Annotated in this window: 24 protein-coding genes and 1 pseudogene; 6 read left to right on the forward strand and 19 right to left on the reverse strand. The window is 52.3% G+C overall.

Features of this window, described 5'->3' with window-relative positions; translation table 11 throughout:
- Positions 1-15 precede the first annotated feature (15 nt).
- The 6 genes from LG373_RS07670 to LG373_RS07695 all read right to left on the reverse strand — a co-directional run bounded on the left by LG373_RS07670 (position 16) and on the right by LG373_RS07695 (position 4,356).
- A complete protein-coding gene (locus tag LG373_RS07670) occupies positions 16-1,011 on the reverse strand; it encodes a DNA methyltransferase (RefSeq protein ID WP_225749443.1) in 996 nt (331 codons plus the stop codon).
- Positions 1,012-1,399: 388 nt separating this feature from the next.
- Positions 1,400-2,305 (reverse strand): AAA family ATPase, encoded by a 906-nt coding sequence (locus LG373_RS07675; protein WP_255616282.1) that lies wholly within the window; start codon positions 2,303-2,305, stop codon positions 1,400-1,402.
- Between the two features lie 105 nt (positions 2,306-2,410).
- A complete protein-coding gene (locus LG373_RS07680) occupies positions 2,411-2,632 on the reverse strand; it encodes a hypothetical protein (RefSeq protein WP_225749445.1) in 222 nt (73 codons plus the stop codon).
- The gene (locus LG373_RS07685; RefSeq protein ID WP_225749446.1) at positions 2,629-3,060 is read right to left on the reverse strand and encodes a hypothetical protein; all 432 of its coding nucleotides are present in this window, start codon (positions 3,058-3,060) and stop codon (positions 2,629-2,631) included. The genes LG373_RS07680 and LG373_RS07685 overlap by 4 nt, the downstream gene beginning before the upstream one ends.
- The gene (locus LG373_RS07690) at positions 3,061-4,146 is read right to left on the reverse strand and encodes a site-specific integrase (protein ID WP_225749447.1); all 1,086 of its coding nucleotides are present in this window, start codon (positions 4,144-4,146) and stop codon (positions 3,061-3,063) included.
- The gene (locus tag LG373_RS07695; RefSeq protein WP_225749448.1) at positions 4,147-4,356 is read right to left on the reverse strand and encodes a helix-turn-helix domain-containing protein; all 210 of its coding nucleotides are present in this window, start codon (positions 4,354-4,356) and stop codon (positions 4,147-4,149) included.
- A 185-nt stretch (positions 4,357-4,541) separates the two neighbouring features.
- Between LG373_RS07695 and LG373_RS07700 the strand changes: the two genes are divergently transcribed.
- Positions 4,542-5,057: a helix-turn-helix domain-containing protein gene (locus LG373_RS07700; protein ID WP_225749449.1), complete on the forward strand. Its 516-nt coding sequence runs from the start codon at positions 4,542-4,544 to the stop codon at positions 5,055-5,057.
- A gap of 64 nt (positions 5,058-5,121) precedes the next feature.
- A complete protein-coding gene (locus tag LG373_RS07705) occupies positions 5,122-7,254 on the forward strand; it encodes a hypothetical protein (RefSeq protein ID WP_225749450.1) in 2,133 nt (710 codons plus the stop codon).
- 501 nt (positions 7,255-7,755) lie between these two features.
- Here the strand turns inward: LG373_RS07705 and LG373_RS12270 are convergent.
- From LG373_RS12270 to LG373_RS12320, 4 genes are all read right to left on the reverse strand, one after another.
- Positions 7,756-7,881 carry a hypothetical protein gene (locus tag LG373_RS12270; protein WP_255616263.1) on the reverse strand — a complete coding sequence of 42 codons (126 nt, stop codon included), beginning with the start codon at positions 7,879-7,881 and terminating at the stop codon, positions 7,756-7,758.
- A gap of 46 nt (positions 7,882-7,927) precedes the next feature.
- Positions 7,928-8,707: an ATP-binding protein gene (locus tag LG373_RS07710; protein WP_225748736.1), complete on the reverse strand. Its 780-nt coding sequence runs from the start codon at positions 8,705-8,707 to the stop codon at positions 7,928-7,930.
- 21 nt (positions 8,708-8,728) lie between these two features.
- Positions 8,729-10,258, reverse strand: coding sequence for an IS21 family transposase (gene istA, locus LG373_RS07715; protein ID WP_225749451.1), 1,530 nt, complete (start codon positions 10,256-10,258; stop codon positions 8,729-8,731).
- A 1,480-nt stretch (positions 10,259-11,738) separates the two neighbouring features.
- Positions 11,739-11,903 carry a helix-turn-helix transcriptional regulator gene (locus LG373_RS12320; protein WP_225749563.1) on the reverse strand — a complete coding sequence of 55 codons (165 nt, stop codon included), beginning with the start codon at positions 11,901-11,903 and terminating at the stop codon, positions 11,739-11,741.
- 412 nt (positions 11,904-12,315) lie between these two features.
- Between LG373_RS12320 and LG373_RS12325 the strand changes: the two are divergent.
- Positions 12,316-12,435, forward strand: a pseudogene (locus tag LG373_RS12325) (Arm DNA-binding domain-containing protein); the annotation flags it as partial.
- 475 nt (positions 12,436-12,910) lie between these two features.
- On the opposite strand, the gene LG373_RS07730 reads toward LG373_RS12325, so the two are convergent.
- The 4 genes from LG373_RS07730 to LG373_RS07745 all read right to left on the reverse strand — a co-directional run bounded on the left by LG373_RS07730 (position 12,911) and on the right by LG373_RS07745 (position 16,080).
- Entirely contained in the window at positions 12,911-13,384 is a 474-nt protein-coding gene (locus LG373_RS07730) for a hypothetical protein (RefSeq protein WP_225749452.1), read from the reverse strand.
- A gap of 146 nt (positions 13,385-13,530) precedes the next feature.
- Entirely contained in the window at positions 13,531-14,694 is a 1,164-nt protein-coding gene (locus LG373_RS07735) for an IS110 family transposase (protein WP_225749453.1), read from the reverse strand.
- A 509-nt stretch (positions 14,695-15,203) separates the two neighbouring features.
- Positions 15,204-15,812 (reverse strand): hypothetical protein, encoded by a 609-nt coding sequence (locus LG373_RS07740; RefSeq protein WP_225749454.1) that lies wholly within the window; start codon positions 15,810-15,812, stop codon positions 15,204-15,206.
- 109 nt (positions 15,813-15,921) lie between these two features.
- On the reverse strand, positions 15,922-16,080 hold the full coding sequence (locus LG373_RS07745) for a hypothetical protein (protein WP_225749455.1): 159 nt from the start codon (positions 16,078-16,080) through the stop codon (positions 15,922-15,924).
- A gap of 203 nt (positions 16,081-16,283) precedes the next feature.
- Here LG373_RS07745 and LG373_RS07750 point away from each other — a divergent pair, with 203 nt between their 5' ends.
- Positions 16,284-16,796, forward strand: coding sequence for a hypothetical protein (locus LG373_RS07750; protein ID WP_225749456.1), 513 nt, complete (start codon positions 16,284-16,286; stop codon positions 16,794-16,796).
- Positions 16,797-16,868: 72 nt separating this feature from the next.
- Here LG373_RS07750 and LG373_RS07755 read toward each other — a convergent pair whose 3' ends face one another.
- From LG373_RS07755 to LG373_RS07775, 5 genes are all read right to left on the reverse strand, one after another.
- Positions 16,869-17,030 carry a hypothetical protein gene (locus LG373_RS07755; RefSeq protein WP_225749457.1) on the reverse strand — a complete coding sequence of 54 codons (162 nt, stop codon included), beginning with the start codon at positions 17,028-17,030 and terminating at the stop codon, positions 16,869-16,871.
- Positions 17,027-17,467 (reverse strand): hypothetical protein, encoded by a 441-nt coding sequence (locus LG373_RS07760; RefSeq protein ID WP_225749458.1) that lies wholly within the window; start codon positions 17,465-17,467, stop codon positions 17,027-17,029. Before LG373_RS07760 ends, LG373_RS07755 begins: the two co-directional genes overlap by 4 nt.
- A gap of 126 nt (positions 17,468-17,593) precedes the next feature.
- Positions 17,594-18,049: a DEAD/DEAH box helicase family protein gene (locus LG373_RS07765; protein ID WP_225749459.1), complete on the reverse strand. Its 456-nt coding sequence runs from the start codon at positions 18,047-18,049 to the stop codon at positions 17,594-17,596.
- A 217-nt stretch (positions 18,050-18,266) separates the two neighbouring features.
- Positions 18,267-18,527, reverse strand: coding sequence for a hypothetical protein (locus LG373_RS07770; RefSeq protein WP_225749460.1), 261 nt, complete (start codon positions 18,525-18,527; stop codon positions 18,267-18,269).
- Positions 18,528-19,592: 1,065 nt separating this feature from the next.
- On the reverse strand, positions 19,593-20,486 hold the full coding sequence (locus LG373_RS07775; RefSeq protein WP_225749564.1) for a bacteriophage abortive infection AbiH family protein: 894 nt from the start codon (positions 20,484-20,486) through the stop codon (positions 19,593-19,595).
- A 257-nt stretch (positions 20,487-20,743) separates the two neighbouring features.
- Between LG373_RS07775 and LG373_RS07780 the strand changes: the two genes are divergently transcribed.
- Positions 20,744-20,965 (forward strand): hypothetical protein, encoded by a 222-nt coding sequence (locus tag LG373_RS07780; protein WP_225749461.1) that lies wholly within the window; start codon positions 20,744-20,746, stop codon positions 20,963-20,965.
- The gene (locus LG373_RS07785; RefSeq protein ID WP_225749462.1) at positions 20,953-22,833 is read left to right on the forward strand and encodes a Dam family site-specific DNA-(adenine-N6)-methyltransferase; all 1,881 of its coding nucleotides are present in this window, start codon (positions 20,953-20,955) and stop codon (positions 22,831-22,833) included. The genes LG373_RS07780 and LG373_RS07785 overlap by 13 nt, the downstream gene beginning before the upstream one ends.

Here is a 22,833-nt window from a genome sequence, read left to right on the forward strand (position 1 = left end):
TACCCATGGTCAATCCTAATTCGCGAAAACGAGTGACTGTTGTGCAATATCTGTGGCTTTAGAGACTGCTTTTTGGCTGGACAAACTATTGCGTTCCCAAAAAACACCATCACTATAGCCCTGAATTGTAATGTCTCGAGATGCCCTATCGAGTCTCTTCATAGCCCATGCGCAATACAGCTCATTTTGCTCGATTCCGATGAAACTCCTGCTTAGCTTTTTTGCTACAACTGCAGTTGTTCCAGATCCAAGGAAAGGATCGAGTATTAAGTCCCCTGGATTACTACTGGCAAGAACCATTTTTGCTACCAATTTTTCTGGCTTCTGTGTGGGATGATCCGTGTTTTCCGGCATACTCCAATAAGGTATCGTGCAATCATCCCAGAAGTTTGAAGGGCATGTGTCGCGGAATTTGCCGCCAGCTGTTTCCTTCCAATCTTTAGGCTTTCCATCTTGTTTGTAGGGCGCGATAACTTTTCTTCGCTGCTTAACAGCCTCCAAATTGAAGGTGTAATCTTTTTTAGAAACGGTTGCGAACCAAATATCCTCCAGTCCATTCTTCCAATTGGATTTTGCACCCCGCCCTTTTTCGCGCTGCCATGTGATTCGGTTTTGTATGATGAAATAATCGTTTAGTAGAGTTCCGATAATCAAACTGCTTTTCCAGTCGCAGCAGACATATATTGAAGCAGATGGCTTAAGAAGGGGTATACACTTTTCAAGCCAAGCGCGTGTAAATGCTTCGTAATCGCAGGATTTTCGTGCGTCGAATTTGTTGCCGTGGTAATCCTTGGAAAGGTTGTATGGCGGATCGACGACTAAGAGATCAATTGAATTATGAGGCAAGTAATCCAAAGCATTAAAGGTGTCGTCAAGGATTATCTGATCAATTGCTTCATGAAGGGCAAGGTTTTGACGTGGCTCTCTTAGGCATCTTTTCAACAATATAGATGCCTCATCGGCGCTAACCGTCAAAGTTCTATTTCTGGCTGCCCGTTTTTTTTCTTGCATTTCCACTCCTGGAGCTAGAACGTCTAGATGCTATTTAATATTAAATAAAATAGCAGGGTTCTGGGTTCTAATCAATTTCCATCACAAAGAAGATTTAATACCTCATAGGGGCGCGGGGAATCCCCCGCAAACTGAGAGGTGGCGGCTTTCGCCGCAGCCGAACAGTTTCCAAATCCAGCAGGTTGCTTAGCGTTGTAATACGCCATGCGATACTTGCTGGATTTGACCTATAAGCGCCGATTTCCGAATCTACGCAATACGCCATAGGCTACTTGCTAGATTCGCTCTCTGGGCGGCCCAAAAGCGTCTAATAGCGAATTGTCCGTCGTAGCTGGAAACCGGCGCCCATGCCGCATTTCATGCGGGTAGCGATGGTGTCGATGAAAACCTATATGGCAAAGTTTGCGCCACCATCGTCACCCATCGGCATCCTCTCCAGATGGTTGAGCTTCACGCCGCGCACCGTCTTTTTCGAAAAGGCCACTCCCCGAGAGCGCATGAAATCAGAATGCTCGTTGAGGTATTTGCTGCGCACGTTTGCCTTTATCCTCTCGCAACCGATTGCAGCAAGGAGCTCCGATGCGGTTCCTTCCCATGTGTCGGCTGGCCTATCTAGGATAAAGCGGATAACCGCGTGCACCGACTCGGGAATGGCGCGAGCTTCAAGCTCTTCATCGCTTGCCTTCTCGACAAGTTCCCATCGGCAGTTAACGAATCTCAATGTGAACTCTTGGTCTTTGATGTCGCGCCCCGTTATCGAAAGAATCGTATTGCTGCTCCCGCGCGATTTCCTCTTCAGAACCATTGTCTCATCGGCGCAGCCCATAAGGCCGTTCGATCCGCTGATCGTGTTGAACACGTCCCCGTCGCCCATCTTTCTGGTGTGGTGCAGGACAAGAAGCGCGATCTTCAATTCGTCGGCTAGGCTTTTCAGCGCGCCCATATCATCGTAATCGGCAGAATAGATTGCTTGATTGCTCGGCGTTCTTATGGTTTGGAACGTATCGACTATCACCATGCGCAGGTTTGGGTGCTCGCGGGCGAAGTCGCGCAGTTGTTCCGTAAGGCCTGTCCCGATACGATTGGCGGTAACAGCGCAGCAAAGATTGTCGTTCGCCTCGTCAACGAGGCGTTGCAAGCGCGCCTGAACGCGATTGAACGTGTCCTCAAGACAAAGATAGAGGACGCCACCTTTGGCGGTTGCGAAGCCCCAGAAAGGCTCGCCGAGGGAGACGCGCAAAGCGAGGTCTAGCGCAAGCCAAGACTTGCCGATCTTGGGATCTCCCGCAAGCAAGGTGAGGCCGCATCCCCCATGGAACAAGATCCTCGACGACCCAACCGAGCTGTTCGAGGGGATTCTCCAGTAGCCACTGGGCGGTATACACTTCAAGGGAATCCATCAGTGAATCACTTCCTGCTCCGCATTTCGCACGATCCAGCGTCCGCGAATGTCTTTCGATGTTTCCACCCCAACGAACGAGCAGATTGCATCGATGCGGTCGTTCATTTCGAACAGATATAGGATGATCTCTTCTTCTGTCGGCCACCTGTCGAAGCCGTGGGTCTTAAGCAGCTTGTCGGCTCGCAATATGTCGCTGAAATAGGTATCGCGGCACATCATTGCGCATCACCGCCGATGTTAGCCTCCGTGCTCTTGCTGTCCATCGTGCGGATGGCGCGGAATGCCTCGTCTGCCGTCAGATGAAGAAGGGGATCCTTGGCGCTGGGCTTTGATTTTTCTCCGAGGGATGCCAGCACGTCGATCAGCGTAACGATGGATTCCTGCACCTCTTGAGTGAGCGCCGCCTGGTCGGCTGAGCTCAGCCTATCGAGCAGCTGTCGCATAGTGCTTTGCAGATTCAGCTGAATCCTGCTGCTCGGAATCACGCTAACCTCTCTATTAAGAAGCTTTGAGGTTATGTAGTCCTGTTTGGTGAGTCCGCTGATCGAGACCAGCATATCGAGCTGTGCAGCCTCTTCTTGCGATACGCGAAACGCTATAGTCTTGTTGCGCCATCTCCCGCTTCTATCGTTATTCCTCTCGCTCATCTATTCACGCTCCTCGGAAATATTCAGACGCTCCAAATCGGCCGCCATGTCTGCCTGCTTGTTTGGGAACAGGTGCGCGTAGTTGAGCGTAATGTCTACCCCTTCATGACCCATCCGCTCCGCAATCGCGGAAACGGAATAGCCCAGCTCTATGAGCAGCGACACGTGGCTGTGGCGCAGGTCGTGGATGCGGATCACCTTTGTTCCGGCAAGGGCGCACCCGCGCCGCATCTCGTGATATAGGAACGACTTCGTCAGCCTGAATATGCGCTCGTCACCGGGAATATGATTTACCCCGACGTGCTCCTTGACCTCTTCCATCAGGAAGGGCGATGCCGTTATCAGCCGGTTCGACTTCGGCGTCTTCGGGCTGGTGATGACGTCGCTGCCCTTTATTCGCTGGCAGGACTTGTTGATGGAGAGGGTGCTCTTCTCGAAGTTGAAGTCCTTGGGTGTGAGTGCTAGGAGCTCTCCTTCGCGAATGCCCGTCCAGTACAGGACTTCAAAGACGAGAAACGACAGCGGCTTGTCCATGACCTTCCTGCGAAACGCCAGGTACTCGTCGCGTGTCCAGAACTGCATCTCGACAGGACTTTTCTCGGGGCCAATCTTGCCCGTGCGGAGCAAGGGATTGTTGGAGAGGCCGTAGAAGCGGATGGCGTGGTTGAAGATGGCGGACAGCTGGTTGCAGATGGTGCGCAAGTATGTTGGCGAATACGGTTGGCCGCTGCCGTCCGTTAGGCTCTGGATGTCGTTTTGCCAGTGCAGGACATCGGCGGGCGTTACCTCGCTGATCTTCAGATCGCCGAGATACGGAATGATTTTCGTCTCGATGATGTGCGCCTTGGTGTTCCAGGTGTTCACCTTCAGCCTTGGTCTCACGTCTTGCTCGTAAAGCTCATAGAATGCGGCGATGCTGACGTCGAGCGCACCTTCTTTCCTCTTGACGAACTCCCGCTCCCAGCCCTTCGCCTGCTTGCGAGTTTTGAATCCGCGCTTGGTCGTGCGGATCCGCTCGCCCGTATAGTTGCGATAAGCGCATTGCACGAACCAGGTGCCGAGCTTCGAATCTTTGTATACCGGCATTTAATTCTCCTGTTCCTCGCCTGTTTGATACTCCGGAATCCCGAAGAACTTCTCGATAAGGAATGCCTTGTTCACCTTCCCGGGAACAACGTAGTGGCCGGACTCCTGAAGCTCGTTGTTGAGCTTTCGTATCACTCGGTAGGCATAAGAGCGAGAGACGCCGATGGTTTCGGCAACCTCGTCTACTCCCAGCAATTTATTGTCTGTCATGTTTCCTCCTGTCGCTGTGTTCTTGCCGTTCTAATAACCTCACTAAAATGTGCTGTTATTTTCACTGTGACCTCACGCGTTTGTGCTGTCAAGTAAAACCTTTACAAATGCGTGAGGTGATTGGATAATGTATTACATTGCAAACTCAGCCAATCATGCTGGCGATATTGAGTTAGAAGGTGTGTATGGGCGCAATATGCGGGACGAAGATTCGCAAAAGAAGGCAGTCGTTAGGATTGACGCAAGCAGAGCTCGCCGAGAAGACGGGGCTTTCCGAAACGGCGATCAGAAGCTATGAGCTTGGGAACAGGAATCCCAAGGACGGGCACCGCGAGGTGATCGCGAAGGCTCTTGAAGTGTCTCCCGACTATTTGCGAGAGCATGAGGACTACAGCGAGAGCGCGGTCATGCACTTTCTCATGGAGATGGAAGGTGTTGGTTATATTAGGCCGATCCTGATCGACGGCGTTGCCTACATCATGCCCATACAGGCAAATCTCGAAGACAGCGTGCAGGAATGGGCGGAACAGGAATTCGAGCTCTCTGTTGGCAATCTGAGCGAAGAGGATTATCTGCGCTGGAAGGCTGAATACGATCCCGCAGGTGCTCAAAAGCGCATCAAGAGCGGCGGTGCGAATAGCCATTTTGACTGGAAGAAAGCCAAGATGGGCGAAGAATGGTTTGAAGAAGAGTTGAGATAAACAAGAGCCGTGATGTGATTCGCAGCAAACTAAGCAATTTGTTCGAAGATGAAAGAGATTAACCATGGAAGAAGAACGACGCCTGTTTGGGGTCACTATAAGAAACTGTAAGAACTTCGATTTAGCAGAATTTAACATCGAGCCAAATAAGCTAAACGTGAAATTTGCTCCTAATGGGACGGGCAAATCTTCTATAGCAGAAGGAATTCGTTGTGCTATAGAAGAGGATCCTGAACTCTTGAAGCGAATAACACCTTTTAAATACCGAGACATACCAGATGAGCATTCTTTTTCATGTGAAGGGCTTGATGGATATCATTCCGTTGAAGTTTTCGACGAACAATATGTCAATAGTGTTGCTTTTGTACAGAGTGGTATTTTTGCTTCCAGCTTTGACGTTTTCGTTAAAACCATAGAGTACGAAGCAACAACAAAAAGAATCAACGAGATTCTAGATCGCGTTCAACAGTGCTTAAAAAGCGAAGCGATGGAAAAACTCAGAAACGCGCTTGGTGTTTTTGCGTCAAGCATTAGCGGGAATAGTGGTCTAACGAACGATAATAATCTTCGTGCTAATGCACCAGTTAAAAAAGGGCTCTCAAACGGGAATCCGAGGGAAAGCGTTCCCGTTCGTTATGAGAATTTTAGAAGCTATATTTGTTCCAAGAGATTATCGCAGTGGTCAAAATGGCATGCGTCGGGACACAGAATGCTCGAAGCCTCAGATAGGCAGTGCCCATTTTGCGGACAAGCGCTAGATGGGCTAGAAGATGTTGTTTCGGATATTCACAATGATTATGTACCTTCAAACGCAGAGAATCTTGACAAAGCATCTTCCGGAATCGTGGCCGCAAAAGACTATCTAAGTAGCGAGTCATTCGACGCTCTTGAAGCGATGATTCATGTGTCTGAGCCGCTAACCCAAGCACAAGAAAACTATTTCACCGAAGTAGTAAGCCAGGCATCTGTTATTACAGCGAATTTGCGTAATGCCGAAAACCTCAATTCGTATTTCAGTTTAGCGAAGCTTGGAAAAAACATCTCAAAGGCTCTGTCGGAGTGTGCCATCGATCTTAGCCTTCTCTCGCATTTCGATTCACCGGAGTGCATAAGCAGCATCTCTGAGTACAACGAAGCACTTAACCAGGCTCAAGAGGAAGCACAAATACTTTTTGGCATTATCAACAGGCAAAAAGATAAGCTCGCTGCCTCTCTTGCTGGCTTTGAAAATGAAATTAACTCCTTTTTCTCTGGAGCTGGGTACCCGTATTCGATTCGCATTGAGGCATCTGACGATGGGCAATGCACTGTTCGCTTAATCCATTCATCTCAATATCAAATAAGCGATGTCTCTGGGGTTTTAAGTTATGGCGAGCGAAATGCATTGGCGCTGGTGTTCTTTATGTATTCGGCATTGGCGAATCGTCCTGATCTCATCATTCTTGATGACCCCATCACGTCGTTTGACGGACACAAGAGATTTGCGATCCTTCATATGCTTTTCCTGAAAGACAGCAACAGTTCCAATTCTCTAAAGAATAAGACTGTAATTCTCTTTACTCATGAGTATGAAGTAGTATTTGATATTGAACACACCTTAAAGCACGAATTCCAGCCATTGGCAAAAACTACTCTGCTTCATATTTCGAATGACTCAATTGAGGAAACTGTAATCAATCGTGAAGATATGAAACCGGTGCGAATCTTATTTCAAGACATTGCAAGAACCGCCGATCTTCCTATCGTTAGATTTGCTTACGCTAGAAAACTGCTCGAATTAGATAACGATAAAGCAAACGCCTGGCACCTTCTCTCCTCGTTGTTTCACCATAGAACATCACCTCTGCATCAAAACGGGGAACCGATGGATGACTCTGATATACAGTCCTCTTTGTCAACTCTCAATTTGCTGACAGACTGCATGCTTGACTACGATGCAATGCTGCAGCAGATTAACGATAAAAATGCAATGTACAACCTCTTTAAATCTTGCAATTGCAAATATGAAAAGTTACAAATTGCCCGCATTGCGCTGGACGGTGAAGGGATTGATAGGGTATCCAAAAAACTGCTCGATGAAACTTTGCATGTAGACAATGGGTTTATTTTCCAACTTGATCCACGTCAATTCGAGCTAATCTCAGACAGCATCATTGAACAATGCGATCAGGTGCTACAAAAGGCGATAGCAGGTTAGGCTTCAAAAAACCGCAGCAAATTATCGCTACATTACGTTTTTTCAAAATAGCCACAGTTGAGCAGGGGGAACCGCGACGTTATTTTGACGTCATAGGTAAAGCGTAACTTATGGGCTCAAAATGATCTAGAATATTTCAGCACATATCAAGTCACTTCAAGCACCCATAGGCAACAATTCCCGTATAGAATGGGAATAGTACAAATCGGATAGCACAGAGTGGTTATTACGCCCGTATCGGTACATCGTTCCAGACCATCGGTACGGCATTCCGCAGCATCGGCACAGTGATTCTGCCTAGCAGTGCACACCCACAAGATATTGATTCCAAGGGCCCGACTGCAATCGAAAGCAATCGGGCCCTTTCAGCTACTAGATACAGCTCGTTTCAATGCGTGTGTCGTATATCGTTGTCGCGGTAAACGGCTTTACGTCGGCAGGCAATTCGTTTCCCTGTGAGTACGGATTAGGATTACTGAGATCTAGAACCCCGGCGTGCCATCATAACGTGCAGGTTGCCGCAAGCTCAAACAACTCTCCGCATACTGAGTCGTTGACGTCCTCGGCCCGCATGTTCTTTGCAGCGAAGTCCGCGATGTAGTCTTCCAGCTCGATCGGAACAGCCATCCAAAGATTCCTGCTGCATGCCTGCTGCAATATCTGCCGCACGGCCTCACGCGACAGCATGGTTGCTTTCTTTCAGATCGTCATCCTTGAAGCGCTCGCGCATCGAGATCCCACCCTTGATTTCGATGATGTACGCATTGTTCTTTATACGGTCGACCACCGAGTCTCCCGCAAGGCAATTGCCTAAAAGAACCGGCCAGCCATCAACAAGATACTGCGTGCAGATGATAGTGGACTTCTTGGCTCGCGTGCGTGCATCGACGACAGCTAACAGCTCGTTTACTTCTTGGATGGTAATCGAATCGGAAAGCAACCAGTCATCCACGATAAGAAGCGGAAGTCGCTTCAGCGAGGCAATCTTCTTTTTGTGCTTCAATGGATCCGTACGAAGTACGAGCAGCTCGTCAACCATGTCGCGGTAGTTCAGATACTCCACCTTAACAAATTGACGGCACGCTGCATTGGCGAGTGCCGACTCCATGAAAGATTTTCCGCCACCAGCCGCTGCTTGTATGATGATGTTGTGGCCCTTAGAGATGTAATCGCCTGTGGCAAGGCGCGATATCAACCCAGCGTCGAGTTCGCGGTCTGAATCCATGCAAAGGTCTTCGAGGTGGGCATCGGGCTCTTCAAGATGCGCGCCCGATATGAGCCTTTCGATTTTCTCTGTCATCTTCACCGTGTAGAGATTGTCAATGAGTATTGCCGCGTATTCCTGCGCGGTCAGACCCTTCGCCTGCCCACTTCTCTCAAGCGCCTCTGCGGCTTCAATTATGGCAGTAAGCTTCAGTTTCTTTAGTTGTTCTATCGTTTGCTGCTTTAGCATAATTTTGCTGTATCCTTCCAGCTAGTAGCGGCGAATAGCCCACGGGTTGCCGCCCGCGGGATCATCGAGCTCAGTGCTTTTGGCTGTATTCTTTATCAGGGTGTTGATGGCTTTGTAGCTCGGGTTCGCCAGAATCGAGAGCGCTTTTTCGCACGCGCTCTCGATTGCTGCTGATGAATGAGATGCACGCTGCTTTAAAAGCTTTTCGCACCAGCCCCATCCTTGCTCTTCGGCGAGTCCTTCGCTTAGGAAACCTTCGATTACCTTTGTCGTAGCAGGGCCTGTCTTAGCTGCCTCATGGCGATACCACTCGCTGTCGTGATCGAGGTAGTCGGCATGATGCTTTGCGCGGTGCTCAGGATTGGTGATCGGTCCGTCTTCGGGCATATGCGTGCGCTGACGAGCATGAATGGCAATACGCTCGCCCTCGCGATAAACCTCGACGGCATGCGGCGTAGTGCGGACCTCGACCTCTTTGCCGACGAAGCGATGGGGAACCGAGTAGAGAACCTTATCGGCTGCGCATAAAACGTGATAGTTCTTTCCCACTTTGACTTTTGGCGACCAAATCGCGCGTTCCCAAGGGCGTTCGGGCAACGGCTGCAAACATGGCTTCTCGCGTTCCAAGAACACTTCAGCCCGAGATGAAGCGCGCTTTTGAAAGGGTTTTGCGTTTAGCTCCGCTGCCTTTGCGGCAACGGCTTCATTGAGTTCGTCAATATCGAAGAAGCGCTGTTTTCGCAGTTCAAGGCGTATCTTGTTGGCGAACTTGTCAACAGACGACTCGACGCTGTTCTTACCGCGTGGTCGGCGAGGTGCGTGCGGAATTGCCGCAACGTTGTAATGCTCGGCAAATTCCCTGAACGTCCGGTTAAGCACGATCTCTTCGGAGGTATGCTTCGTTACGCCAGTTCGAAGATTGTCGATAACGACGATGCGGGGACACCCGCCGAAGAATGCGAAGCTGTCGGCCGCTGCTTGAAGCCAGCTTTCCATCGTCATATCGGGGTATGCGCGGACGAATACGTATTGCGAATACGGCAGGCAGGCCACGAATACCGGCACATCAGCGAGCTCGCCAGTATCGGGATTGCAGATGGTCAGCTTCTTGCCGGCCCAATCAAACTCTCCAATGTCAGCGGCGATGTATCGCCTGATGACGGCAATATCGTTGGCATCGCACCAGACATGGTATTTCTCGCAGAAGCGCGAGTATTGGTAGGGGCGCTTATCGGATTCAACCGCCTCGATGACGTATTCTTCCCACAGAATGGTCATCTTCATGGTTCTGTCGCGCGTCATTTCGTCGTAGATCTTTTTGTAGTCGATGGGCGCGTAGAGCTCGACTTGCTCAGGCTTTCCTCTTACCAGCTCATACGCTTCGGCGTCGGCAAGATCCTCAACATCCTTCCATCCAACATCGCGCTTCTTCGCGAGTTGCACGATGTCTTGCACCGTCGATCGGGCACAGCCGCAAGCGTCTGCAGTTTTCTGCAAACTCAAACCGCTGGCACGATGGCGGAGCACATCGCGGTAGCTAACACTACTCATTAATTTTCTCCAATCATCGTTTTGCGACGCAGTCATCTTTGCTGCGTTAGCGATGATTTTGGAGAATGACGAGTATGCGAGTCAAATCAATATGTTGTGGTGTACCGATAGAGCGTAATGATGTACCGGTAGCCCCGTAACGGGTGCCGGTGAAATTTGGAACGATGTACCGATTTACCTGTAATAATCACAGAGAAAGTTTACGCAGGTTAATCGGCCTTTTTGAGGCCATCCCCGGTTCCGTTGGTTCCATATTGGTGTCATAAGGAAAATTCTATCTCTCGATTATCAGATGCCTCGGGTTAAACCCGGGCATCTGTCGTAAGCAAGGCTGCCCGCAAGAATCAGCCTTGTTTTTTGGAGGCGCTTGAAATCAAGAAACCCCGGTTCAACAATGGGGAGTGCCAAATCGTCCGAAAAACCGTTTTCGGCCTTGATTCAAACACGCCGAAACATGAAAAACAGCACGAAGTCCGTTGACTCTGATTCGCAACTATTCCTGAAGCGGCTTTATCTCAAGGCATTAAGAACTTTTGTTCCTCAAACTCTTCGGGAACGATTTCCCAACATTTTCTGAATCAAGCATGCGCTTCCATGCCCTGATCGCCTGAGCAAGTTTCCAAGGTCCTCACCTCCGTGGACCTAACACGGATTCAGGCAGACAAGTTGCATCCGGATCAATTTTCAAGACTTACATTTCGAGGGGCGCTTACAAGCTTTCTTCTGGCCTATTCCCTTGAACGCTGTTTTCGGGGTTGGCGATAATGTTTCCGTTGGCATCGACAATCTTCAATGTGCCGTCGTAAAGCGCCTTGAAGGGAAACTTGGCAAAACGCGTTGTTTGGTTGGGGAATCTGATATGCAGGTAGGACCCGTCGACGGAGAGAACCCTTCCTATTCCGCGCTTGGCATGGCGGACGTAGACTTTCCCCCTCGGTCGAGCCGTTCCATGATGTACGGCTTGCAGACGTGTTTCGATTTCCTCTTCTTCTTGCGGACCGGCCTTTCCGTCTCGACGATCTTCCGATGCTTCTCGTCATCGAATTGCTTCGCAAGCTTGAAGCTCGAGCAATGCCTCCAAGAGTCGGACCCGATTTCCGAAATCTTCACCGCATGAGCACGGCAGAATCCATCTTTGTCACAGTTTACGCACTTATTGCAAGTGATACGCGTGCGCTTCGGCTTTTCGGGACCTTCGGAGTGTTCAATAACAAAACCGTCTTTCCATGCCATGTTGCACCTATCGAGTCTCGGCCTTCCAGGTTTCGCACTCTTCCTGGCTGGGTTTTCCCAATTCGAGCTTCTCGATCTGTTTCATCCATTCCTCTAGCCCTGCATTGAGCTCAGGTGCTTTTGGCGACCGTCGGTCAACGGAAGGATTACGCTGCCGCTCTCGTCCCTGCGGGGCCTCAGCCCGAGCCCCTCGTCGATTCTGAACAGGTATTCGAGTACTTGGCGTGCGATTCAAGCGGAATCTCGCTTAGAGCCGTTTGGGACACGCCGAGCGTCTTCGCGATAGCAGAAAGATGCTTGTCGTTGGCGTCCTGTTGCACAACTCGTAGTTCCTTATGGCGGAATCCGTCAACCCGCAGGCCTCGGCAAGCTGCGTTTGGGCCATGGCCCGTGCTTTGCGGTATTTGCGAATGAGTTCGCCGGTTTATGCGGGTCGTCCTCCCGGTCTCCCATGGTCTCACATAGCTTCTTGAAGACAATATAGCACGATGTTGAACGGTATAGACTGACCGCTCAATACTGAACTACTATGATGAACCCATAAACCGCTCAACATCGAACTATTGGCGGAAGAACGGACGAACAAGAACGACGACTTCCGAGCGCGTCGGAAGCCTCCAACAAGCCGGGAGTATGCCGGATCAGGGCGTACAGGATCATCCAGGAGCTGAACCAAGAGATGGAGCGGCGCGGCTGCTCGACCATACCCGACAGGGCGAGCAGCCAAATCATCGAAGAGAAATATTTCAGCGGTGCAGGCGAGGAGGCATCCGACGACCGCTAAGCAATCCAAAAATGGAACGTAGTTCACGCAGTTCAGATGCAAGGACAAGTTCGGCAACGAGGTCCACAAGTGCAAGAGAAGCTTCGCAACGCCTGAGGAGGCCCAGGTCTGGGAGGACGATTTCATAGCGTCATGCGGATGCACTGGAGTATCTCTTTGACCGATGACGCATACGAGCGGACAAGGCCTGAGAACCCGCTGTTTTCAAGACTCTCAAAAAGGGAGGCACCAGAAATGTCGCCATCGCTGTACTTGCTTTGAAGATCACCTTGCTTTACGACAATGGGGTCGGTAGGCTTTTCTTCACAACGAAACTGGTATTCGTCCCTAATCTTGGCCGCGTGCTTCATTAGCTTTCCTGGGTAGCACAGAAGGATCGGCAGCGACGATTTGCCGGATCCGCTTTCTCCGATGATCATATTCAAGCTGGAGCTGAGAGGGATGCTGGTTCCGCACAGGTCGATCGACTTGCAATGTCCAGGCTTACCCTCTGGCGACCGGACTCCGATTCACGCGGCAGGGGAAGTCCAGGGCATAAGCAGTCCTTGAAAAGTCGGGGGCGCCCTTATCGTCGCGATGGCGACATCACGGGATGGGCTCTTCTCGTCGTGTAGTGGGTAGTGATTCCAGCCATGTCAGTCGCTTCCCATGACCATACGGTCTGGCAAATCGAGTTCGGCTAGTTCCCCCTGAAGAATTCCCTGAATTTTGGAGCTATCGTACTCAAGAGCGTCAATACATCCGCATCTATACAGGTCGATAGCGTTGTCTGCAGCTTTTCCGAGCGAGCGAGACCTTTGATTCCCATTGAAGCCGGAATGCTGGCGGGCAATCAGAATGACGCTGAGATTAATTCGCCTAAGCAAAGATTCAAATTTGTCGATCGGGTAAGATTCGGTTTTATCGTTCAGGCGCCCGCTATCGTCAATCGACGCCTCAATCTTGAGGTAGTCCTCATCGCTTTTCGCATTGAAGATCGCAATGATGTGCGCAGCCGTTTTTCCGGCCTGCAGCTCGACGTCGAATTCAACCCCAGGAATCATCACTGACGAATAAAAAAAAGGGGGGCGCAGCCGTTTTTCCGGCCTGCAGCTCGACGTCGAATTCAACCCCAGGAATCATCACTGACGAATAAAAAAAGGGGGGGGGTGTTCCTATAGTTTTGTCAACCGATTTCCTTGGCTGATTTGCCGCAATATGACAATGCTGACGCAGAGCCTATGGGCCCTGCGCTTTTCCATGGGAAAGCGGCTGGCTAGGCCGAGTACGGAACCTTGTCCCTCATGATCGCGTAGACTACCTTCATCCTCTTCCTGGCAACCGCCTTCAAGGCCTCCCCATGGCACATCCCGCGTTTTCTGCAGCTGCGATAGTAGTCGCCGAACCGGCCCTTGCTGCGGCTGAGCGAGTTGCACGAGAAGATGAGCAGGTTCTTCAGCCTCTTGTTGCCCTGCCTGGATGCGCTGACGGACGAGATAGACGTACCCGACCGGCGGTTCCTGGGGGCTACGCCGCAGTACGATGCGAGGTGGTCGTGGTCGGGGAAGTCGCCGATGTCGATGCTTATAACCAGCTCGGATGCGGTCCTGGGGCCGATTCCCGGAACGGTCAGCAGGCATGCGTACGTGTCGTCATCGGCGAGAAGCGCCGTTATCCCCGCATCGAGCCTGGCGGCCTCCTCCGCCGACTCCCTGATGCGCCTGGCGAGCATCCTCACCTGCGGGTTCTCCGCCATGACCCGGTATTCCGACGGTCGCGTCGACGACGACACCGCCGCCAGCGCGGCGTCGATGCGCGCCCTGTTCGCGCCGCGGGTCACGGCGCCGACGGCCGCCTTCCCCGCGTCTGCGATGCCCCATGGCCCTCCCAGCGATTCCATCATCTTCAGCCAATGGGGGTCCGTCAGGTCGGTCAGCGCTTCGAACGCCGGGCAGCTCTCCAGCAGTACGCTCCGGAGCCTGTTCTTGTCGCGGGTGGAGCAGGCGACCATGTGGCTCCTCTGGGACGCCATCGACCTCGCGGCCTCCAGCCTCTCGTCGAGCTTGGGCGCGGGCAGGAGCGAGTCGGGGATGCCGAGGGCCGTCTTGGCTATGACGGCGGCGTCGCGCTCGTCGGTCTTGGCGTCGCCGGCGAACAGCCTGGCGGCGCCGTGGGCGGCGATGCCGGGCAGGTAGGCGACCTGCAAGCCGGCGAGCCTCGCCCTCGATATCGCGAGCGACCCGATGTTGCGGGCCTGGTCGACGACGACCAGCGTCCCGGCCCCGGCCTGGGCGAACAGGGCGTCGAGGTCGTGCTCGGTGTTGGCGACGGGCGCGCTGGCCAGGACCTCGCCTTGCCTGGTCACGTAGCATGCCCAATGGGAGAATTTCCCGACGTCGAGCCCTATGACGGCCGGGCAGGTGGCGGCTTCGGTCAGCATGATGGTATCCTTCCAATCGTCGGTCGATCGGAATGCTGCCTCGCGCGACACCCACATTACCTGGCCGTGGCGCTCTTTGGTCGGAGGAGCCCGGCAGTTTCCTATTAGTCGTCAGAAGCAGCGGCGCCCGCGTCGGCAACACCCCCCCGGGCCCTCGAGGGGCAGGGGCAGAAGGCCGTCCGCGGGCGCCCGATCGGCAGCCCCTCGGGACATGTGTCAATCGTAGTCCGATCGTCAAAGCTGACGGCTTAAGCGATTGGACTAACTACTTCTCAAACTGTAATGGGGTCTTCTGCTTGCAGGCGCTGTTTAATGGCCCTGTACAGGTTCGAGTCGAAGCGATTATGATCGGTTATCGAGAGAATATCGATGGAATGCTCCTTGAGCTTGTAGAGGAGCACGCCGACGCGCTCCTCGTCTGAGTTCCGTACAATATCGCCATCTTCTTTGTAGGAGCTTGCTTTCGAATGGATATGCAGGTCTATTTATATAACGTCATTGAGCATCTCCTATGCGTTCACCGCCTCGTGCCGGTAGGCGGTTCTTGCGTTGTAGTAGAAGTCTTCGCCGAGCTCCAGTGCTTCGAAGTGCTTCTCTGCGCAGCCGATCTTGAACTTCTCGGCATCACGCAGGGCGAGTTCGCCGTTCTTGCCACCCTTGGTTTCGGTTACGAAGTGCACCCGGCGCTCGTCCGCGGCATCCTCGACGTAGCCCCAGTCGGGGTTGCAGCTGCCGAGCGACGTGTCGATCTTGAACGTCAAAGGCAATTTCGCGAACACGAGCACCTCGTCCTGCTTATCCAGCGCCTCGGTGAAGGAGCGCTCGACCCCAGCCGAGTCGTACACGACGTAGTTATACGGGCTCTTGCCCGCATTGGCGGGCCTCCATGCGTTCTGGTCGAGGTGCGCCGCGTAGTCGTCAAGGTCCAGGTCGCTCACGGTGCACCACTCGTCCTCGGGCAGCTTCACGTACTTGATTCCCTTGGCAATGATGCCGTCCTTCACCTTGTTGATCTTCTCGCACACCCATGCGAGAAGATCAACAAGGTCGTTTTCGAACTCGCCGAAATGATCGCGCCCTTCCAGAACAGCCTTGATGGTGGCGCGTGTGAACCCCACCGCATCCTGCAGCTCGGCGATCGGGTCGGCAGGTCGTACTTGACGCGTTCTACCACGCCGACCACGGACGTGCCCGTGCCCTCGGCCGCCAGCCCCGCGTCGTCGGCGTTCAGAGAGGCGGCTTGCTCGTCGCCCGCGAAGGATGCACGGGCAGCATGCCGTTCACAGCTTCAATGGACTCCTCGATGAGCTTGGCGGAATCGGCCTCAACCTGGAAACGCGTACGCTGGCGAATGTGCTCCCACAACGCCTGAAACGCCGGGTCCATCGTAACGGCCTTCTGCAGCTCGACCGAAACTTCCTTGGCCTTGTCGCGGATCTGCAGCTTCTGCGACTTGCGCAGGATGATCGCCTCGACCTGCTCCTTCGCGGGTGCGAGCTCGAAGGGAGCTCCACTTTGCCTTCTTCGGCCGCAGCCTTCGGCTCGGGTGTCGCAGCCCCCTTGGCGTCGATCATACCGGTTGCGGCAAGATGCTCGTAGACCTGCTTCGACTTCTCGCAATCCAGGCGCTCCTCCGCATCTCCAACCGTTTCGACCGTTACCTTAGTGAAGCTTTCCGGGGTGATGATGCCCAGTTTGAAACCGTCGTCCTCGAATTCTTTCTGCAGTCCGGCGGCGAAGTCGTTGTAGCTCTCGTTCGCGACGACGGCAAGCACGTTCGCCTCTGGGTCGCACAGTCGCTCGCCGTCCTGGCTCGCGCGCAGACGCAGACCGCGCCCGGTCTTCTGGCACTTGGTCAGGGTGTCTTTGGTCTCCATCAGCGTGCAGATCTGGAAGACGTCGGGATTGTCCCAGACTTCCTTCGGAGCGGAATGGCTGAAGACGAACGATACGTCCTTGTCCTTGTCCGCGTCCTTTTCATCCGGAAGGAGATGAGCGTCTCCTTCTTCTGCATGATGAGCTCGAAGGCTCCCTCGTCGTCCTTGATGCCGGCGGATCCCTTGGAGTCCTTGAACTCGCCCTTCTCGCCCTTTGCGAAATAACCCTGATGCACGGCATGCGGGTCTTTCACCAGCGGCGCGCCGATGGCCTCGTAGAACTCGAACCAGGTTCCCTTACCGATGCCCGCCGCCTTTGCGACGTGCCGGGGCGCGCGAGGCGATTGCGTCGGCGCACTCTTCCTCGAACATCTGAGCGTACAAGCCGCCGTGGACCTCGGGCTCGTAGATGCGGCAGCGGTCCACGCGGTCAATGAAGAACAGGCTCAGAACCTTCACGCCGCGAGGCCACAGCTCGAACCGGCGATCCAGATGGTCAACGATGGTACGGCGGATCTGGGCGCTTTTGACGACCTCCTCGTTGACATTGCCCGCGTTTCCCCCAGCTCAAGCTGCTCGCGGTTCTGGCACTCGACGAACTCTTGACCTTCCGCGGTGCCGATGTTGCTCACGATCCATCCGTTCTCGCAATCAGCGTTCCCGCCGCTTTTCTGGAAAAGGTCAGCTCCTTGCCTTGCCGTGAACGCCTTGCGCTTCTGGATGCCATCCTTCTGGCGCACGCCAATGGTGATCTTAGCTGAGTAGGGGTCTGCTTTCGCCGACTCCAACCTCACGTAAGCGCCGTTGAGATTAGCTTCGGCCTGCACCGAGTCCACGCAGACACCCTTGACCAGGCTGCGGTCGAACGCATCAACCGGCGTCAGGCGGTAGATCATGTTGTACGCCTATTTGTACGTGGCCGGATAGCGCAGCACGAACAACAGGCTCAGACTCTTGATGGCGGCCTTGGCCTGCTTGGTGTTGTCGACGCTTTGCGGGTCGTCGATGATGACGATCGGATTTCATTCGCTCACCAGTTCGCGCGGGCTGAAGCCTCCGATGAGCTTTTCGTTGCAACGGTGGAAGAGGTCGCCCTCCTTGGCGATGCCGTCCTCATCGAGCCCCTTGTTGAAATCGTCGATGTTGATAACCACGACCTGGATGGAGCTGGACATGGCGAAGTTGTCCACCGGTCCCACATCCTTAGAATCGTAGACGAAGCAATCGAGCGGCGTGCGGGCGTAGAGCGCCTCGAAGTGCTTGCGGGTGGTCTGGAAGCTTTTGATCACGCCTTCGCGAATGGCCACGCTGGGGACTACGATGACAAACTTCGTGATGCCGCAGCGGCGGTTCAGCTCGTAGACGGAGCGAACGTAGACACAGGTCTTGCCCGTGCCGGTTTCTATCTCCACCGTGAAATCGCGCGGACGGCCGTCGCTGAGGACGTTCGTGGGCGGCAGGCAGCATTCCTCCTGCACGGTTATGGAGGTTCCCCAAAAGCTGGCCCGGAGCCACGCGAATATCGTTGCCGTGGCCGATGGCCAGCTCGCTTATCGTCGTCTGGCCCGTCCGACCCGAATCGGCAGAGAAGACGCTGCCAGCGAACTGCCGCCCGCGGAAAAGTCGCACGTCGCCTCTATAACCTCAAGCTGACGCTGTTGACTGGATGAGAATTTGAATTCAAGTGCCGCCATGCTAAATCGTCCTCAGCTCAATCTCGGCACCCATGCGTTCGCTCGCGTGCTTGAAAATCTGCACGACATTGAGCTTCAGCGTGTCGTCCAGGATGGAATCCAGCATCAGGACGTGCCGAGGCTCCATGGCTGCGATGGCCTCCAACGCTTCAATAGTGAGGCCTTGGGGCATGCAGCAAACAAGCTCGTCGTATACGACAGACCAAACGGGGTATCCGGCGGCATCGGACTTCTCGACGGGAAGCGTGAGCTCGAGCCCCACTTCAGCATCATCTCGAAGACGATGTCGAGTTCGGAGCGATCGGGTTTCACAACGTCAAGTACGAGCTGGCCGGGTTCGGGCTTCTCGATACCCGAATAGTCAAGGCAAAACACATGGAAGCCTATATCGGGAAGCGCTTCTCGGTGCCGTTTTCGTCAAGATTCAATTTGCAATTCGCTTCCTCAACCGCGCCTCGAATCGTGTCGCCAGCACGCCTAATACGCTCCTCGCCGACCTCGCAAATGTTCGAGTATTCGTTATTAAGCAGTTCGGGAATCTGAACTAGGATGAAGCTTCTTGTCCCTCCATTGCAAGAAACTACCTTCATTACTGCTTCTGCAGTCGAAGATGATACGGCAAAGAAGTCAAGGGCGATTCTTTCATCCGCATATCGATCAATGAGATACCTGATGAGGTTAACTGGCTTCGAATAATCGATTCATTTCCCAAACCAAGAGAATCTAGGTATTTCACCGTCTGCGTGCTTGAAAACTAATCGATGATTCCTAGGGATCTTTGAGTTCTCGTGATGATATCGCCTTCATTGTCGCAATTAAGATATTGCTTGGCGTATGCGGTCCAAATGCCCGTCGAGTCTTTTGCTTCGGATGCTTCGAATCCGCCAGCTCGACCGACTAAGACCTCCCGGTCGAAGCCGGAACCGATGCCGCCCCAGTTCTCCGAGGCGGTACTTCTCAAAATCCATAGAACCGTGATTACAAAGCATGCACTTTCATAAGCGTATGACTCGTCTGCATAGGGCCTGTGTGCGCATAGTGGCTATTGCGGCGATTCAGATATGTTGTTCGGGCGGCCTAACGGCTTTTCGCCGCCGACCCAAATCGTTTTCCGAAACTCGCCATCCTTGCTATGCGTCCAATCCGTTAGGTATCAACCCTCGCACTCTCAAAGATTCTGCACATCTTTCGACAATACCTGCTTCGAAGCGTCTTGACTCCTTCGCTTTCAGTGGCGGTTGAGCTTCGCGGTCGCGAGCATAAGGCCGTTTTCCTGTCCAGAAAGATTTGACGCCCCAGCCGCCGCCCATAAGGATGGCGGGCGATTTCAAACCGTTTCCGGGTACTCAAGCCTGTCCCAGTTTGGGCCAATTATCGCATCGATCTTACGTGCAATGTTTGATCTCTCCTTGTCGGATCCGTACATATACACTCCCCAACGAGCATTCGCCGCAACGCCGTCTCGTATTAGTTCGAAGTATCTTGAATCTACGCTCGACCAACTCAGACCGATGACGATAATTTCGGATACTGGCTTCAGGCCATCGAAAAACTCGCGGTTCCCCCTGATTATCCTATCTACAGGCTTGCGCGTTTCCGCAAGGAACCCTCGCACATGTGACAGACTCTCATCCAAAGCATGGTAGTCCGTTAGGCTTTGGCACCACGAATCAGTGCAATCGAGAGCTCGGTTATGCCCGAACACCAGGGCATCCTTCCCCAGCCGCGATCCATGAATGTGCAGTACCCTCTGCGGATCGACCCCGAAGAACTTTTCGATGGTCTCGGTGTAGTTGAAGGTTAAGTACAAAGCTTCCTCAGAATCAGCTACGAGCCCATCGCATGGGAACGGATCGGGAAATTCAATCCCGCGAATCCACTCGTCAAACAGCTCGAAGAGCTCGCGGGATCTCAGGGCGTTCTCCACAGTAAGCCGCACAGAGTCATAGGCGACAAGGTCTCGCTCTAAGCCGAACGCTACGTCTTCATCGGGACCTGCCGCCCCGTAATTCTTGGCAAGGTCATTCAAATCGACATCGCCTAAACCTCCGAGCTCGTTTTCGAAGTCTCCCCATGTGAAATCAGAAGACAAGAAACCCAGGCTTTCGTGCATAGCGGAGTCGCGGGCTTTGACATAACTGCCGAAATCGCAATACCCGCTCTTGATTCGATAATGCAAGTCAAAACCATTGCCGACCACATACAAACGCGCAGGTTCCATCTCCAATCATCCTCCTACGATCGCGCGTGCCGCCATTCGAATATGTTCATTCGTATGTTTATTCGCTCCGCATCGATAGTTCAATTGATGCTCAGGCGACACCCAAATAATAGCTACTGCAGCCACCTGCGCATACCTCACAACAGGTCCAAACGCTCAGTTGGAACTTATGTACTTATGATCTATGTATATAAGAGAATTAGATCATAAAGTCTATAATTCTGAATAGCTGTTAGCATCCGAACAAAAGGATGGACATGGATAAAGCTTCTATTCAGAGTGCTACCGATAAGGAAATAAAGTCACAAACTGTCCCAATTCAGCTACAGCTGGAACCTACCGTTCGAACTACCTTAAAAAGGGTATCAAAAGATCAAGATATGACGTATACGGAGCTGATAACTTCGATGTTAGAAAACCAATATCCAGAAGTTTTGACCAAAGCACATCAGGTAGAAGAGACTGGATGGGAGCTTTAAATATGGCGACTAAAGCTTCTTCGAATAAAGTAAAACCCATTCTAAAGTGGGCTGGTGGTAAGACCCAGCTGCTCGACGACCTCATTCCACGAGTACCAGACAGCTATGGAAAGTACATTGAGCCTTTTTTTGGAGGAGGCGCACTCTTCTTTGCGCTCAAACCCGAAAATGCCGTGATTTCAGACAGCAATCCCGAGATAATTAATATGTACGAACAGATCGCGGAAAACGTAGGAGAGGTAATAAGGCATCTTAGGGAGTATAAAAACGAGGAGGACGCCTATTACGAGGTACGGGAGCAATATTGGGAGAAATTGTCAAAAGCCGAGGCAGCCGCTCGCACGATATACCTCAACCACACCTGCTACAACGGATTGTATCGCGTTAATAAAAGCGGAGGATTCAATACTCCATTTGGTGGATACAAGAAACCGAATATATGCGATGAAGCAGCTTTACGGGCCGCTTCATCGACACTGAAAAAGGCTGTTATCCTTTGCGGTGACTACCAAGAGATTCTTAGAGAATACGCAAAAGCGGGTGACTTCGTTTTTCTTGACCCGCCTTACCTCCCTGTCACGCCTTCCGGAGATTTCAAACGATACACGAAAGAGCAATTTCATGAAGATGATCACAGGCAATTAGCCGAGACGATAGGACAACTTGAAGAGCAAGGATGCCGCGTAGTCCTTACCAACTCGAATCACCCACTGGTAATGGAGCTTTACAGAGATTATCCGATGACCGTTGTGCAGACACGAAGACGCGTCTCTTGTCGTGGCAATAACAGAAGCGGCGAAGACGTCATTGTCGATATCGGAACAGACAGAGCCAGCATCAAGATGGACGATCAGGTAGCCAAATATCCGCAGACAAGATATATGGGTTCTAAGCAAAAGATGCTTGCTCCAATATGTGATGCCGTAACGAGATTCAAGCCAAAAGTGGCGATTGACTTATTTGCGGGTTCCGGGATAGTGAGCTACATGCTTAAAGCACAAGGCATACAAGTGATCAGCAATGATTATATGTGGATGTCTACGACTTTCACAAAAGCACTTGTTGAGAACAACGACACAAAGCTTAGCCTGGATGTTGTGGACAGCTTGCTAGAGCCAGCAAAGAACAACGATCATTTTGTGGCCACTAAGTTTAAGGGTCTTTACTACAAAGACGGGGAAAATGAGGTCATCGACAACTTGCGAGCCAATATCCAAAAACTTGAGAACGAGTACGAAAGAGCGATTGCGATGATGGCTCTTATCAGGGCGTGCACGAAGAAGAGGCCAAGAGGCTTATTCTCCTATACGGGGCACCGATATGATGATGGAAGAAAAGATTTGCAGAAGAGCATGGAAGAGCAGTTTTTGGACGCTGTCGAGCTAATCAATCAAGCCGTTTTCGACAATGGACAGCGAAACAAGGCAATAAATGGGAACGCACTAGAACTTGATGTTGAAACACCTAATTTAGTCTATATAGACCCTCCCTATTACTCAAAGATTTCAGATAACGAATACGTACGTCGGTACCATTTCGTGGAAGGCTTGGCGCGAAATTGGAACGGCGTGGAAATACAGGAACACACAAAGACGAAGAAGTTCAAATCCTATCCAACGCCATTTAGCACTGAAAGCGGTGCTGAGGGAGCCTTCGAGGCGATGTTTGAAAAGTACAAAGAATCGGTCATTGTCGTCTCTTACTCGTCGAACTGTTTGCCGAACAGGGAAAAGATGACCGAGCTTTTGGCGAGATTCAAAAAGCATGTGGAAGTGATTCCGATTGATTATACATATGGGTTTGGAAACCAAGCATCGGCCAAAACGCACCGAAATAAAGTCAAGGAATACTTGTTCATAGGATATTAA

The sequence above is a fragment of the Paraeggerthella sp. Marseille-Q4926 genome (genome assembly GCF_916618935.1).
GTDB classification, from domain to species: Bacteria; Actinomycetota; Coriobacteriia; order Coriobacteriales; family Eggerthellaceae; genus Paraeggerthella; species Paraeggerthella hominis.